The following is a 14,023-nucleotide window of genomic DNA, read 5'->3' as shown; positions in this document are numbered from 1 at the left end:
ATGGTTTGGAGGATGGGGAAATTCTTTTATGAATAATCACTGAAGGGTATTATTGGCAGGGACCTTTTTTTATGTTATTATAAATATGCCTTTAAAAAATAAAAGAAAGTAAATAAGCTAGAAAGGAGCATGCGTATGATAGAGTTTAAGAACGTTAAGAAAGTCTATCCGGGCAATGCTATTGCCGTTAAAGATGTTAATTTAACCCTGGAAGATGGTTCCTTTAATGTCTTTATCGGCACGAGCGGTAGTGGGAAGACCACCTGCCTGCGGATGATTAACCGGATGATTGATCCCTCTGAGGGAGCTGTTCTCATAAACGGTAAGTCCACCAAAGACATCAATGAGGTGGCCCTGCGCCGGCAAATCGGTTACGTCATCCAGCAAATCGGCCTGATGCCCCATATGACCATTTATGAAAATATTGTTATGGTGCCCAAGCTTTTAAAGTGGCCGGAAGAAAAAATGCGGGAAGTAGCCCTGCGCCTGATGAAACGGGTCAACCTGCCGGAAAGCTACCTGGACCTCTACCCCAATGAACTTTCCGGCGGCCAACAGCAGCGGGTAGGGGTTATCCGGGCCCTGGCTGCAGACCAGGAAATTATCCTCATGGACGAACCCTTCGGTGCCCTGGACCCCATCACCCGGGATGCCTTACAAAACCTGGTCAAAAAGCTCCAGCAAGAAATGGGCAAGACCGTGGTTTTCGTCACCCACGACATGGACGAGGCTCTGACCCTGGCTGACCAGATTGTCATCATGGACCATGGCCAAGTGGTTCAAAAAGGTTCTCCCAATGAAATTCTGGCCAACCCGGCCAATGACTTCGTGACCGACCTCATCGGGGAAGACCGGCTCCGCCAGGCCCGGTTTAATACCGCAACGGTCCGGGAAATCATGTATACTAAGCCTATTTCCATCAACCCGGAAGCCAGCCTCCGTGATGCGGTCCTCCTTATGCGGGAAAAACGGGTCGACTCCCTCTTTGTAACGGATGACGAGGGTGTCCTCATTGGCTACCTGGATATCTTTGACGTGGAACACGTGCGCCAGCTGCAAGGGGCTGTGCGTGATTATATGAAAGACTGTTATTACCTGCCGGATACAGAAGTGGTCCGGGAGGCCATTTACGTTATCAACACCCTGGGCTTTAAAAACCTGGCCGTGGTCGATAGCCAGGACCGGTTAGTCGGGATTATCACCCGGGCCATCGTCGTTGACCTCATCTATGACAGCATGTGGGGCGATGATGAGGACTGCTGTATCGGGAAAGAGATTGTCCAGCTGACCTCTGCCGATGATGATTCCGGCGAGGAGGCGTAGCGTATGTGGGCTTTCCTAGTCGATAACGCCAGCCTTCTACTCCAGAAAACCGGTGAACACTTCTTTATTTCCATCATTGCCCTGGGATTGGGCGCAGCGGTTGCCATACCCCTGGGGATGTTTCTGACCCAGTATCGCCGCTTTTCCGGACCGATCATTGGCTTTGCTTCCATCCTACAGACCATCCCGTCTCTAGCCCTCTTGGCCCTGATGATCCCCCTCTTTGGGGTGGGCCGCTTGCCGGCCATTGTGGCTCTCTTTATCTATTCGCTCCTGCCCATCCTGCGGAATACCTACCTGGGCTTAAATAGCGTTTCGCCGAATATCATTGACGCGGCCCGGGGGATGGGGCTCACCCGCCACCAGCGGATGGTCCGGGTTCGGCTGCCCCTGGCAGCGCCGGTCATCATGTCCGGCGTCCGCCTGTCCGGCATCTATGTCATTGCCTGGGCAGCCCTGGCCTCCTATATTGGCGCCGGGGGCCTGGGGGACTTTATCTTCACCGGGCTGAACGTTTATAACAAGAATATGATCATCCTGGGGACCATCCCGGTAACCCTCCTGGCCCTCCTGGCCGACTTCCTGCTGGGCCTCTTGGAAAAAGCGGTGACTCCGCGGACCAGCAGCCGTGGCAGAAAGGAGGCAGCCTCTTGAGACAACTTAAAAAATTAATGGCCGCCTTGCTGGCCCTGACCTTTTTAATGACGGCCGGTTGTTCCCTACCTGGACTAGGGAGTTCGACCCGGTCCGGGATTGTGGTGGCCAGCGGCAGCTTTGCCGAACGGCAGATCATGAGCGAAATGACCGCTGAAATGATCCGCCACTACCTGCCGGATGTGGACGTATCCGTCATCAATAACCTGGGGTCAGCGACCCTGGTCAACCAATCCCTGGTCCATGGGGATGCCAATGTCGCCGGCTGTATGTACACCGGCACCTCCCTGACCGGGGAGCTCAATATGCCCCCCATTACGGACCCGGAAAAGGCCTTCAAGGCCGTCGTTGACGGCTATGACCAGCAGTTTGACTGCAAATGGTATAATTCCTTTGGTTTTGCCAATACCTATGCCTTTATGGTTACCCGTGAGCTGGCCGAAAGAGAAAACCTCTCCAAGGTCAGCGATTTGGAACGGTTAAAGGATTCCCTTAAGGTAGGGGTCGACACCCACTGGCTCCGCCGGGAAGGGGATGGCTACGAAGCCTTCCAAGATATCTATGGCTTTGCCTTTAACAATATGCACTCCATGGAATTAGGCCTGGTCTATAGCGCTGTCCATGCCGGTGAAGTGGACTGTGTCCTGGGCTATTCGACAGATGGCCGGATTAATGCCTTTGACCTGGTCCTCTTAGAAGATGACCGCCACCTTTTCCCACCCTATGATGCCAGCCCGGTGGCCACCCATGATGTTCTGGAAAGGTATCCTGAGCTGGATGGGGTCCTGAAAAGGATGCACGGGGTCATCAGCTCTGAAACCATGCAAAAATTAAACCGGCGGTCTGACGAAGACCATGTGGAGCCGGCCATTGTCGCTAAAGAATACCTGGAAGAGCAAAACTACTTCGAAGACCGGGGAAAGGGGGGTAAATAATGGGCGCCTTACAAGATTTACTGGCCTACTACAATGCCAATAGCAGCTACCTCTGGCTCCAGTTCTTGCGGCACTTTCTCATTTCCCTCTACGGGGTCTTCTTTGCCGCCCTTATTTCCATCCCGGCAGGCTTTGCCATTGCCCGACGGGCTAAGCTGGCCAGTTGGCTCATTTCCATTGCCAATGTCATCCAAACCGTCCCCTCCCTGGCCATGCTCTCCATCCTGATGCTGGGCTTTGGCCTGGGGCCAACCACCGTTGTGGTCACGGTCTTTTTATACTCTATCCTGCCGATTTTGAAAAATACCTATACCGGGGTCCGCAATATTGACGCCGGCCTCATTGACACCGCTAAGGGGATGGGGATGAACCCCTGGCAGGTCAGACTGAAGGTGGAACTGCCCCTGTCCCTGTCGGTCATCATGGGGGGCGTCCGGAATGCCCTGGTCCTGGCCATTGGGATTACGGCCATCGGGACCTTTATCGGCGCCGGCGGCCTGGGGGATATCATCAGCCGGGGGATTAACGTCGCCGATGGGGGGGCCATTATCCTGGCCGGGGCGGTGCCCTGTGCCGTCATGGCCATTGTAGCCGACCTGGGCCTGGGGGTCCTGGAAAGACGGCTAGACCCCCTGGCCCAGCATAAGAAGGTTGGCAAAAGCGTATGAAGCCCTTTCTCCATAACGACTGGCAGGCCCTCCTGGCCGACGAGTTTGACAAGCCCTACTACCAAAAGCTCAGGGCCTTCCTCAAACAGGCCTACCAGACCGAGCGGGTTTTCCCACCCATGAATGCCATCTATACGGCCCTCCATGAAACCCCCTACCATGAGGTCCGGGTGGTGATTCTGGGCCAGGACCCCTACCATGGGGCCGGCCAGGCCCATGGCCTGGCCTTTTCTGTCCAGGAAGGGGTCCGGGTGCCGCCTTCCCTGCAAAATATCTTCAAGGAATTACAGGCAGACCTGGGCTGCCCCATCCCGACCGATGGCTACCTCCTGGGCTGGGCCCGCCAGGGGGTCTTACTCTTAAACACCACCCTGACCGTGGCCGATGGCCGGCCCAAGAGCCATGCCGGCCAAGGCTGGGAAGAACTGACCGATGCCATCATCAAGGTCCTGGCCGCCCGGGAAAGGCCCATGGTCTTCATCCTGTGGGGGGCCCACGCCCAGAGCAAGATCCCCCTCATTGGCCACCAGCACCATATCATCAAGAGCCCCCATCCCAGTCCCCTGTCGGCCCATCGCGGTTTCTTTGGCTCCCGGCCCTTTTCCCGGGCCAATGCCTACCTGGAAGGGGATGGGCTCCGGCCCATTGCCTGGTGCATGACCCATGTAGAGGAAGACTAGCCCTTTTGTAAAAGTTCAGCGCACGCCCGACCGGCGTGCGTTTTTTTCTTGCCCGGCCTGCCTTGCACAGGCCCCTGAAAGCGTTTATCATAGGGATGAAGACATAAAAGTGACCTATAATCTCATAAAAAAGGTAGGCGAAAAAATGAAAACCTGTTTAACCATTGCCGGGTCCGACCCCTCCGGTGGTGCCGGCATTCAAGCGGACTTAAAAACCTTTGCAGCCCATGGCATTTACGGCATGAGCGTCATTGTTGCGGTGGTCGCCGAGAACACCTGCGAAGTCCGGTCCATCATGGACGTCTCCCCGGCGGTGATCCGGGACCAAATGGCCTGCGTCTTTGAAGATATCCCTCCGGATGCCGTTAAAATCGGCATGCTCTCCCAGCCGGAGACCATGCAGGCGGTGGCCGATGCCCTGGCCCTCTACCAGCCGAAAAATGTGGTCATTGACCCGGTCATGCTGGCCAAGGACGGCAGTGCCCTCATGGCCTCCGAAGCCCTCCAGCTCTTTAAGAGGGGGATTTTACCCCATGCCCGGGTCTTTACCCCGAATATTCCCGAAGCGGAAGTCCTCACCGGCATGGCTATCCGGACAGAGGAGGATATGCGGCAAGCGGCCAAGGCCCTGCGGCAGGAAGGGGCCCAAACGGTTCTCGTCAAGGGTGGCCACCTGGATGGCGCCGCAGTGGATATTTTTGATGATGGTGTGGCTGTCCACCGCTTTGAAGCCGCCCGGATCCCCACCAAGAATACCCATGGCACCGGCTGCACCCTGTCCAGTGCCATCGCCTCCAACCTGGCCAATGGCCAGGTCCCCCACCAGGCAGTGCGTCGGGCCAAGGCCTATATCACTGACGCTATTAGTCATAGCCTGGAATTGGGCAAGGGCAATGGGCCGACCCACCACTTCTACCGCCTTTACAAAGAAGGGCTTAGCTGGCTGGACCATTAAAAAACATCAGCCAATGGACCGATTCTTGGAAATGTAAAAAATAATACTTAAAGACACTTTTTCTTCTTTACAATTCTCTTTTTCAGCCCTGCTTGGTCCTGCAGCCGGTTCCGTCAAAAAAAGACGGGACCGGTTTTTGATTGGCTAAAAACAGGTCAATGGCGGGATTTAAATAAATTTACAAAAAGTTTACATGAGTCATCCCATGGACTTTACAAAGCCTCGTTATGATGAGGGTACAAATTCCAAGGAGGGAAAACATCAATGAAAAAAAGAATGATTGCAATGACACTTATCGCGGCACTATCACTTGGTGTTCTGGCCGGCTGTGGCGGCGGTGGCGGAGATACAGAGGGGTCCGGTTCTGAAACGGAAGCCAGCTCCAATAGCGGCGCCCAAAGCATTACCGCCAGCGGGTCTACAGCTATTTTGCCCCTGGCTAAAGCAGCAGCTGACGAATTCAAAAAAGACAATCCGGATGTATCTATCACCATTAACGGCGGTGGCTCCGGCAGTGGCTTAAAGCAAGTCGCTGAAGGCACAGTTGACATTGGTAACTCTGACGTGGCTGCAGAAGAAAAATTAGACGAAAGCATGGCCAAAGACCTCGTTGACCATAAGGTCTGCGTCATCACCATGGTGCCCATTATCAATAAAGACCTGGCTAAAGACGTTCCCAACGTCACCAAAGACCAATTAAAAGATATCTTCACCGGAAAAATCACCAACTGGAAAGACGTTGGCGGTCCGGATGAAGAAATCGTCCTCATTGTTCGCCCTAAAACTTCCGGTACCCGGGCCCTCTTTGAAAAATACGCTTTAGATGGGGAATCCGGTATTGATGGTGCTTTAGAAACCGATGACAGCGGGTCCTTACTGCAAAACATCACTGACCAAAAAGGCGCTATCGGTTATGTTGCTTACTCTTACCTGGTCAATAACCAAGACGTTGCCGCCCTTTCTATCGATGGCGTAGCCCCCAGCCTGGATGCTACCTACAATGGCGAATGGCCGATCTGGGGTTATGAACACATGTACACCAAGGGTGCGCCGGATGGCGTCATCAAAGAATACCTTGACTTCATCATGGGGGAAGAATTCGGTAAAACCCTGGAAGAAAAAGGGTACAACGTAACGTCTAAGATGAAAGAAGAACGCTAGGTTCTAGTCGAAATATAGGGGGACGCAATGCGCGATTTAAAAGAATTTCTCGGTCGTCATGCCGTGCGAATTTGCGGTTTATCGATTATCGCTTTGACCATTGCCATTGCGCTGTTCCTGACTGTACGCGGCAGTGAGAGCTTTACAGTGTATGGGCACTCTATCAGTGAATTCTTATTCTCCTCAGAGTGGCGCCCGCAGGATGATTTTACCGGTGGCGGGAAGATCGGCTCGGCGGTCTACATTGTTGGCTCTCTGTTAACCTGCGGATTAGCTCTGTTGCTGGCTGTGCCACCGTCTTTGGCGGTGGCCATTTTTATGGCAGAACTTCAGCCTAAAATTGGTAACAGGTATATTAAACCGGCCGTTGAATTGTTTGTGGGGATTCCTTCAGTTGTTTATGGTTGGGTCGGGCTGACCGTCCTGGTACCTGCCATTGCAAAACTCTTTGACCGTCCTCACGGCTTGTCGGTTTTAGCTGCAGGTCTTGTGCTGGGCCTTATGATTTTCCCGACCATTACCACCCTAATGAATGACGCCTTAAAAGCGGTGCCCCAAAGTTACCGGTCCGCCGCTTATGCTTTAGGGTCTACCCGGTGGCAGGTTATTTGGCGGGTGGTCATCCCGGCTGCGCGTTCAGGCTTGTACACAGCGCTTATTATGGGCCTGGCCCGGGCTTTTGGTGAAGCCTTGGCGGTAGCCATGGTTATTGGTAAGAGCCGGGTTTTCCCGGAATCCATCTTGGATCCGACCATTAACTTAACCGCCGCCATCGCCACAGACATGGGCGGGGCGACAGAAGGCGGCGAATACAATATGGCCCTCTGGAGCATGGCCCTGCTCTTATTCATCGTGGCCCTACTTTGTATTGCTATCGTACACCTCTTCCAAATGCTGGAAAAACGCCGTCATGAAAGATAAGGAGGACGCATGAGTACATCTACCCATAAAAAAGCCCACCGGGCCAATAGTGCGGCCACCGGTATTATATACGGCGTCACAGGTGCAGCCCTGGTCTTGCTGGCCGCCATTTTTATCTATGTATTTTACAAGGCCTTCCACGGCTTTGAATGGAAGCTCTTGTCCTTTACCCCGGAAGGGATTGGCAACCAGTTCTTCAATACCGTCTATATGGTTTTCCTGGCCCTCTTATTCAGTGTGCCCCTAGGGGTCGGCGCCGGCATTTACATGGCCGAGTACGCCGGGGTCAATAAGGTCACCAAAACCATCCGGATTGCTATTGAAACCCTGTCATCTCTCCCGTCCATCGTTGTCGGCTTGTTCGGCTACCTGGTCTTTATTCTCTATGTCGGCGCCTCTTGGAATATGATTTCCGGGGCCCTGGCCCTGGCTATTATTAACCTACCGCTTTTAACGACTGTTACCGAGGATGCCTTCAGAGCCCTGCCTGACCACTACCGGTCCGGGAGCCTGGCCCTAGGGGCCACCCGCTGGCAAACCATTACCCGGGTCCTCTTGCCGACAGCAGCCTCCCGGATGATCACCGGGGTTGTCTTAGCGGCCGGTCGCTGTTTTGGGGAAGCGGCAGCCCTCCTCTATACGGCGGGGATGAGTACGGATATCAACTGGTCCAACTGGGACCTCACCAGCCCCACCTGCCCCTTAAACCCCATTCGTCCGTCTGAAACCCTGGCCCTTAAGATCTGGTCCTCCCGGACGGAATCCCTAGCGACCAATGCGGCTTCGTTAGCAGACGTATCTTCGGCGGCCCTCTTACTTTTGGTTCTGATTTTCGGCTTTTTGGCCAGATACCTGGCCCATCGGTTAGACCGCCTGAAAGATGTATAAAGGAGCTCATCTATGACTGAACAAAAACATTCACCTGTCCTGACCCCACCGGCCCCAACCGATGCGCCAGCTGCCAAGGCATCCGTCCAAGATGCCCAAGTCCAGGCCATGCAGCGTAAGGGAGAAATCGCACCGGGTGGTCACCATACCGGTTATGACCCCAACTTAAAAGGTAAAATAGAGGCCCATGATGTAGGCCTGCATTACGGCGACTTTGAAGCCTTGAAGAATATCAACCTGGCCTTTCCCGAAAAAAATATCACCGCCTTAATCGGTCCCTCCGGTTGTGGTAAATCATCCCTTTTAAAATGCCTCAACCGGATGAACGACCTGGTCCACGGGGCCAAGGTCACCGGTAAGCTGACCATTGACGGCATGGATATGTATGACCCCAAGGTCGACCTGACCCTCCTGCGTAAGCGGATCGGCATGGTCTTCCAGCAGCCCAACCCCTTCCCCATGAGCGTGTATGACAACGTCGCCTACGGACCCCGGCTCCACGGCACCACCAATAAGCGGGAACTGGACGAAATCGTTGAGCGGTCCTTGCGGGGGTCAGCCCTTTGGAATGAAGTTAAAGACCGGCTGAAAAAGTCTGCCCTGGGCCTTTCCGGTGGACAGGCCCAGCGGCTCTGCATCGCCCGGGCCCTGGCTGTTGAACCGGAAGTCCTCCTCATGGACGAACCGACCAGCGCCCTGGACCCCCTGTCCACAGCCTCTATTGAGCAGCTTGTCACTGAACTGAAAAAAGATTACACTATCATTATAGTCACCCACAATATGAACCAGGCCGTTCGTATTTCTGACCGGACAGTGTTCTTCTTATTAGGTGAAGTGGTTGAAGAAAATAAAACGGATGAACTTTTCTCTAATCCGAAAGACGAACGCACCGAAGACTACATCACCGGGCGATTCGGTTAAGGAGGTTCTTATGCGAGAACGGTTAGATAATGAAATAATGGCCCTCAACAGCGAAATGGTCCGGATGGTCAGCTTTGCAGAAGATGCCATTCATATGGCCACCCAGGCCTTGGCCGACCAGGTACCTGATGTGGTTGAGCGGGCTGTTGAAGCCAATGACGAAGTAGAGCGCCTGGACCAGACCATTGAGCGCCGCTGCCTGAATGTCCTCTTAAAGGAACAGCCGGTGGCCGGCGACCTCCGCCTGGTTTCCAGCGTGCTGAAAATGATCACCGACGTCAACCGGATCGGTGACCAGGCCGCTAACATTGCAGAAATGACCCTCCGGCACCCGGATATTTGCGGGTCTGAAGACAGCATCCCCCTCCGACAGATGGGGGATGTCACCGAGCGGATGCTGGCCGATGTCATCAATGCCTTTGTCGGCAGTGACCTGGAAATGGCTAAGGAGGTCATTGCCTCTGATGACGTTGTAGACCGGATCTACCGGGACCTACAAACAGATTTGGTTGTCAAAATCAAGAATGAAACCGATGATATTGAAACGGCGATTCAAGTCATATTAATTGCTAAATATTATGAACGCATTGGCGACCATATTGTGAATATGGCCCATTGGGTCGATTATACAATTACCGGCGAGTTGAATCGCTAGAAAGCGAGGAAAACCATGCCAGACATTGTCATCATTGAAGACGATGCCGCCATCCGAAAGCTGGTTTGTTACGCCTTGGATAATGACGGCTACCGGGCCCACGGTTTTGACACCGCCGAAGCCTTTCATGGCTCGGACGTTCAGCCGGACCTGCTTATTTTAGATATCATGCTTCCGGATGAAGACGGCATTTCGATTTTGAAAAAAATTCGTGCCCGGGCCGGTGGCGAAGACCTGCCGATTATGATGCTGACCGCCAAAGGCAATGAGTATGACAAGGTAGAAGCCCTGGAGCTCGGCGCCGATGACTACATGACCAAGCCCTTCGGTGTCATGGAGCTTTTGGCCCGGGTCAAGGCCCTCCTGCGCCGGGCCGGCAGAGGCCAGGCCATAGCCCCGGAAGATGCCCCGGTGCAAATTGATAAGGTCCGCTTGGACCCGGCCCGCCGGACCGTCGAAGTGAATGGGGAAGAAATCCATTTTACCTTTAAAGAATTTGAACTCTTACACTACCTGATGCTCAATAATGGCCTAGCCCTCTCAAGAGACCAGCTGCTAGAGTCTGTTTGGGGCTTTGCAGCTGAAGGAGAGAGCCGGACAGTAGACATGCACATCCGCCTCCTGCGCCAAAAGCTCGGCAGCGAAGACTACCTCATTCAAACCGTGCGCGGCGTAGGCTATAAATTGGAAGGAGGTGCCCAGACTTGAAAAGTCGCTTGTTTAAAACCCTCTGCCTGACCATCCTAATCACCCTCCTGCTCAATACGGTGATTTCCATCTTTGGCTACTACACCTTTTACTCCCGCCAGCAGGGCGATGCCCTCATGAATGAAACCCTGGCCCTGGCCCAGGGCATAGCCGGTAGAGATGACAAGGTCTCCTACCTGGCCAGCTTTGAACCGGTCCGGCAAGAAGACCTGCGGATTACCCTGGTAGAGGGAGATGGCCGGGTGATTTACGACAACCAAAGCGATGCCGCCTCTATGGCCAACCACAAGGAGCGGCCGGAAATATCCACAGCCCTGTCCTTAGGCCGGGCCGCTGACCAACGGGTCAGCAAGACCCTGGGGGTCGAAACCCATTACAGCGCTGTCCGAGTCCCCGGGACTGACCAAGTCCTCCGCCTGGCCCGGGACAGCAGCACCATGTTTGGGGTCTTTCTGCGGATGCTGCCCGCTATCTTTGTCATGGTCCTGGGGCTCTTTCTCCTGAGCATGATTGCCTCCCGGTCCCTGACTAAGTGGTTCCTCCGGCCCATCGAAGAAGCCGCTGATGACCTCACCCACGGTCAGCTGCCGGAAAGCTATGATGAGCTGGAACCCTTCTTCAGAGAAATCATCACCCAGCGGGAGACCATTGAAGACCACCTGGAGACCCTCCGGAGTGAACGGGCCACCATCAACGATATTATTGAAAACATGGAAGAAGGCTTGGTCCTTTTGGACAAGGACCACCAGGTCCTGGCCGTCAATGCCAGCGCCATCAACTTCTTCACCCCCTATGTTATGCCCACTGTCGGCGAGCACATGATTGCCCTCTCCCGGCAGCCTGAACTTTTAGAGGCCGTCGAGCTGGCTGAAAAAGGTCATTCCTCATCCAACCTCCTCAAGCATGGGTCTATTATTGGCCGCTTCTTCGTCAACCCTGTCTACCGGGATGACGCCATCGTCGGCGCCATCATCCTCCTGCTGGATGTCACCGACCAAGTCTCCGCCCAACAGGCCCGGGAAGAATTCTCCGCCAATGTCAGCCATGAGCTCAAGACCCCCCTGACCTCCATTTCCGGCTTTGCCGAAATGCTGGCCAATGACATGGTCAAGAGCGAAGAGGACCGCCGCCATTTTGCCCAGCACATCTACACCGAAGCCGGCCGCCTCTTAGAGCTGATCGACCACATCATGCGGCTGTCAGCCATTGAACAGGGCGAGCTGGATGGCGACAACCGGGTCAATATCCAGGATGTCATCAACCAAGTCATGGACCGCTTTGGCCGGATCGCCGAAAAGAATGAAGTCCGCCTGTCTGCCATGGAGACTAAGGCCGCCGTCTTCGGCAACGAAGTCCTCCTGGCCGACATGCTCGGTAACCTGGTGGACAATGCCATCAAGTACAATATCCCCGGTGGCTATGTCCATATTTCCGTCATGGAAGAAGGGGATGAAGTCCTCATCTCCGTCAGCGACAACGGTGCCGGCATTCCTAAAGACATGCAGAGCCGGCTCTTTGAACGCTTCTACCGGGTGGATACCAGCCACAGCAGTAAAACGGCCTCCGGCAGCGGGATAGGCCTATCCATCGTCAAGCACATCGTCCAGCGCCACCATGGTACCATTGACGTCGACAGCGCCCCCGGCCGCGGCACCACCATCACCGTCCACTTCCTATCCGCCGACGCCCTTGGCCTCCCGGAAGACCTGTAAGCACTAACCAGCATACCCACCGGCTGCAAGCCTGACTTGCAGCCGGTATTTTTGTCCCTAGGGCCCCTCCGGTCATAGGTTTTCTATCCAGGCGGCAGCTCTTGACTCAAGTGAGCAAAAAAAAACGACGGCTATGGCAGAAAAATCGACAAGGTCAATATATTCTAAGCATTCTATGCTATAATAAAGATATCAGAATAGGGGGAAAATAAGGGAAAGTAAATGCCCTTAGGTCTACCCCTTGCCTAAGCCCCGTTCCTTAGAAAGGATGATTAGCATGTTGAGAAAATGTATTGCCACCGTGACCCTGGCCCTGGCCCTCTTTGCCCTGGCCCCAGTTGCCGGCTGGGCTACCGACAGCCCTGGCCCAACCACCATCGTCAACCCCTCAACCACTGATAACACTGTTACCAAAGACGCCTTCGGTGACCTGGTCGATGCCCAAGGCAATACCCACCCGGATACCGTCGGTGCCAAGCTGGGCTGGCTTTTGCCGGCCGGATCTGACCAAGTGGCCTCCTGGGACCTGACCTTGCTGGTCAATAGCCAGGTTTGCCGGACCACCGCCGCAGAAGGCGCCCCCTATATCAATAACCAGGACCGGACCATGATCCCCCTCCGGGTTGTCAATGACGCCTTCGGCTACCAAACCGACTGGCAGCCTGACGGCACCATCCACATCACCGGTGCCGAAGGCACCGTTGACGTGACCCTCACCGTCGGCCAGGCCGCCTACACCGCCAATGGCCAGGCTGGCCGCTTTGCCACCCTGCCCACCCTAACCAATAACCGGACCTACCTCCCGGCCAGAGACTTTGCCCAACTCTACGGCCACATCTACTGGGATGCCCCCAGCCGGACCGTCTGGGTCTACCAGGGGAAAGACCCCCTCTACCAAGTCATCGGGACCAAAGTCCTCCGGGCCAATGACGCCGGCATCCAAGAGCTAACCCTCCCTGCCGGCTACACCCCCTTGACCCAAACAGCCACCAACCCCCTCGTCTTAAAAGAGACCATCCAGGGCGTTACCTACCTAGGCCTGATGACCCAAGGCCAAGACTTTAGCCAAAAAGTCCCCCTCTTCCAAGTCAAAGACCAAGCCCTCATCTACCTGACCGACGTTTTCGGGTCCAGCCACTTCTACGTTGACGGCAGCAAAGTCTACTACACCGACGGCACCGGCGCCGCCAGCTGGACCAACCCCATCCAGCCCAACCGCCTCTACATCGCCGATACCGCCAGCGGCCAAGTGACCAGCCACGACCTGGCCTTCCCCGTCAATACCAGCAGCTTCTCCATGAAAGACGGCAAGCTCATCGCCACAGATCAGCAAGGCCGGGGCACAGCCCGGGAGATTGAGCTGAAGGCCTAGCCCTCTTACCCATTGCCTAAGTAAGTACCAAGGAGGCCTACCATGCACCGCCTGCCCTACCTTTTCCTGGTGGTTGTCCTTGCCGCCCTTGGCAGTATCCTCGCCTTCCGGATGAACCAAGCCAGTCCCTTTCCGGCCGCCCCCCTGACCTTTATCTGGGGGACAGGAGCCATCTTCCTGGCCTGTACCGGAAGCGGGGTCTGTGCCCGCCGGGCCTTTGGGCCACCAGTCGCCGGTCGACCGGCCTGGGCCATCCTGCTCTATGCGGTCCTGGCCCTGCACCTTGGCCTTCTGGCCCTTCCGGTGGGCTTCCCCGGCGGCACCTACGCCCGCTTGGCTGAAAGTTACTTCCGCCTGACCCTCCAGGTCAAGCCGGTTCTTTACCTCCTGGCCTATACCGCCGGCTGGCTCACCGGCCCGGCCGTAGGTAGGCATCCGGTTAAGAAAGCCTAAGAAAAAACGCTCTCTCA

General features: G+C 55.1%; 15 protein-coding genes. All 15 read left to right on the top strand.

What is annotated here, in order from left to right; translation table 11 throughout:
- Nucleotides 1–135 precede the first annotated feature (135 nt).
- The 15 genes from ACLGL1_RS03135 (at nt 136) to ACLGL1_RS03065 (ending at nt 14,006) form a co-directional block, all read left to right on the top strand.
- Nucleotides 136–1,323, top strand: a complete 1,188-nt coding sequence (locus ACLGL1_RS03135) for an ABC transporter ATP-binding protein (protein ID WP_411007337.1) — start codon at nt 136–138, stop codon at nt 1,321–1,323.
- A gap of 3 nt (nt 1,324–1,326) precedes the next feature.
- Nucleotides 1,327–1,977: an ABC transporter permease gene (locus ACLGL1_RS03130; protein WP_411007336.1), complete on the top strand. Its 651-nt coding sequence runs from the start codon at nt 1,327–1,329 to the stop codon at nt 1,975–1,977.
- A complete protein-coding gene (locus ACLGL1_RS03125; protein ID WP_411007335.1) occupies nt 1,974–2,912 on the top strand; it encodes an osmoprotectant ABC transporter substrate-binding protein in 939 nt (312 codons plus the stop codon). Before ACLGL1_RS03130 ends, ACLGL1_RS03125 begins: the two co-directional genes overlap by 4 nt.
- Nucleotides 2,912–3,580, top strand: coding sequence for an ABC transporter permease (locus tag ACLGL1_RS03120; protein WP_411007334.1), 669 nt, complete (start codon nt 2,912–2,914; stop codon nt 3,578–3,580). The genes ACLGL1_RS03125 and ACLGL1_RS03120 overlap by 1 nt, the downstream gene beginning before the upstream one ends.
- Complete coding sequence (locus tag ACLGL1_RS03115) at nt 3,577–4,260, top strand: uracil-DNA glycosylase (RefSeq protein ID WP_411007333.1); 684 nt, start codon at nt 3,577–3,579, stop codon at nt 4,258–4,260. The genes ACLGL1_RS03120 and ACLGL1_RS03115 overlap by 4 nt, the downstream gene beginning before the upstream one ends.
- Nucleotides 4,261–4,405: 145 nt before the next feature.
- Nucleotides 4,406–5,215, top strand: coding sequence for a bifunctional hydroxymethylpyrimidine kinase/phosphomethylpyrimidine kinase (gene thiD / locus ACLGL1_RS03110; RefSeq protein WP_411007332.1), 810 nt, complete (start codon nt 4,406–4,408; stop codon nt 5,213–5,215).
- Between the two features lie 264 nt (nt 5,216–5,479).
- Nucleotides 5,480–6,376, top strand: coding sequence for a phosphate ABC transporter substrate-binding protein (locus tag ACLGL1_RS03105; protein WP_411007331.1), 897 nt, complete (start codon nt 5,480–5,482; stop codon nt 6,374–6,376).
- 27 nt (nt 6,377–6,403) lie between these two features.
- Nucleotides 6,404–7,297: a phosphate ABC transporter permease subunit PstC gene (gene pstC, locus ACLGL1_RS03100; RefSeq protein ID WP_411007330.1), complete on the top strand. Its 894-nt coding sequence runs from the start codon at nt 6,404–6,406 to the stop codon at nt 7,295–7,297.
- A 9-nt stretch (nt 7,298–7,306) separates the two neighbouring features.
- Complete coding sequence (gene pstA / locus ACLGL1_RS03095; RefSeq protein WP_408977913.1) at nt 7,307–8,185, top strand: phosphate ABC transporter permease PstA; 879 nt, start codon at nt 7,307–7,309, stop codon at nt 8,183–8,185.
- Nucleotides 8,186–8,197: 12 nt separating this feature from the next.
- Nucleotides 8,198–9,106 carry a phosphate ABC transporter ATP-binding protein PstB gene (pstB, locus tag ACLGL1_RS03090; protein WP_408977912.1) on the top strand — a complete coding sequence of 303 codons (909 nt, stop codon included), beginning with the start codon at nt 8,198–8,200 and terminating at the stop codon, nt 9,104–9,106.
- A gap of 10 nt (nt 9,107–9,116) precedes the next feature.
- Nucleotides 9,117–9,761 carry a phosphate signaling complex protein PhoU gene (gene phoU, locus ACLGL1_RS03085; protein ID WP_411007329.1) on the top strand — a complete coding sequence of 215 codons (645 nt, stop codon included), beginning with the start codon at nt 9,117–9,119 and terminating at the stop codon, nt 9,759–9,761.
- A gap of 15 nt (nt 9,762–9,776) precedes the next feature.
- A complete protein-coding gene (locus ACLGL1_RS03080) occupies nt 9,777–10,469 on the top strand; it encodes a winged helix-turn-helix domain-containing protein (protein ID WP_408977910.1) in 693 nt (230 codons plus the stop codon).
- A complete protein-coding gene (locus ACLGL1_RS03075; RefSeq protein WP_411007328.1) occupies nt 10,466–12,181 on the top strand; it encodes an ATP-binding protein in 1,716 nt (571 codons plus the stop codon). Before ACLGL1_RS03080 ends, ACLGL1_RS03075 begins: the two co-directional genes overlap by 4 nt.
- A 277-nt stretch (nt 12,182–12,458) precedes the next feature.
- Complete coding sequence (locus ACLGL1_RS03070) at nt 12,459–13,553, top strand: stalk domain-containing protein (protein ID WP_411007327.1); 1,095 nt, start codon at nt 12,459–12,461, stop codon at nt 13,551–13,553.
- Between the two features lie 42 nt (nt 13,554–13,595).
- On the top strand, nt 13,596–14,006 hold the full coding sequence (locus ACLGL1_RS03065; RefSeq protein ID WP_411007326.1) for a hypothetical protein: 411 nt from the start codon (nt 13,596–13,598) through the stop codon (nt 14,004–14,006).
- Nucleotides 14,007–14,023 lie beyond the last annotated feature (17 nt).

It is taken from the genome of Peptococcus simiae, assembly GCF_046569735.1.
GTDB lineage: Bacteria > Bacillota > Peptococcia > Peptococcales > Peptococcaceae > Peptococcus > Peptococcus simiae_A.
The sequence above is the reverse complement of the archived record's forward strand: the minus strand, read 5'-3'. Positions and strand labels throughout refer to the sequence as shown.

What these genes read in the sequence shown, in the direction of transcription:
- ACLGL1_RS03135 (WP_411007337.1), top strand. Translation starts at nt 136, where the DNA reads ATGATAGAGTTTAAGAACGTTAAGAAAGTCTATCCGGGCAATGCTATT.
- ACLGL1_RS03130 (WP_411007336.1), top strand. Translation starts at nt 1,327, where the DNA reads ATGTGGGCTTTCCTAGTCGATAACGCCAGCCTTCTACTCCAGAAAACC.
- ACLGL1_RS03120 (WP_411007334.1), top strand. Translation starts at nt 2,912, where the DNA reads ATGGGCGCCTTACAAGATTTACTGGCCTACTACAATGCCAATAGCAGC.
- ACLGL1_RS03115 (WP_411007333.1), top strand. Translation starts at nt 3,577, where the DNA reads ATGAAGCCCTTTCTCCATAACGACTGGCAGGCCCTCCTGGCCGACGAG.
- thiD (WP_411007332.1), top strand. Translation starts at nt 4,406, where the DNA reads ATGAAAACCTGTTTAACCATTGCCGGGTCCGACCCCTCCGGTGGTGCC.
- ACLGL1_RS03105 (WP_411007331.1), top strand. Translation starts at nt 5,480, where the DNA reads ATGAAAAAAAGAATGATTGCAATGACACTTATCGCGGCACTATCACTT.
- pstC (WP_411007330.1), top strand. Translation starts at nt 6,404, where the DNA reads ATGCGCGATTTAAAAGAATTTCTCGGTCGTCATGCCGTGCGAATTTGC.
- pstA (WP_408977913.1), top strand. Translation starts at nt 7,307, where the DNA reads ATGAGTACATCTACCCATAAAAAAGCCCACCGGGCCAATAGTGCGGCC.
- pstB (WP_408977912.1), top strand. Translation starts at nt 8,198, where the DNA reads ATGACTGAACAAAAACATTCACCTGTCCTGACCCCACCGGCCCCAACC.
- phoU (WP_411007329.1), top strand. Translation starts at nt 9,117, where the DNA reads ATGCGAGAACGGTTAGATAATGAAATAATGGCCCTCAACAGCGAAATG.
- ACLGL1_RS03080 (WP_408977910.1), top strand. Translation starts at nt 9,777, where the DNA reads ATGCCAGACATTGTCATCATTGAAGACGATGCCGCCATCCGAAAGCTG.
- ACLGL1_RS03070 (WP_411007327.1), top strand. Translation starts at nt 12,459, where the DNA reads ATGTTGAGAAAATGTATTGCCACCGTGACCCTGGCCCTGGCCCTCTTT.
- ACLGL1_RS03065 (WP_411007326.1), top strand. Translation starts at nt 13,596, where the DNA reads ATGCACCGCCTGCCCTACCTTTTCCTGGTGGTTGTCCTTGCCGCCCTT.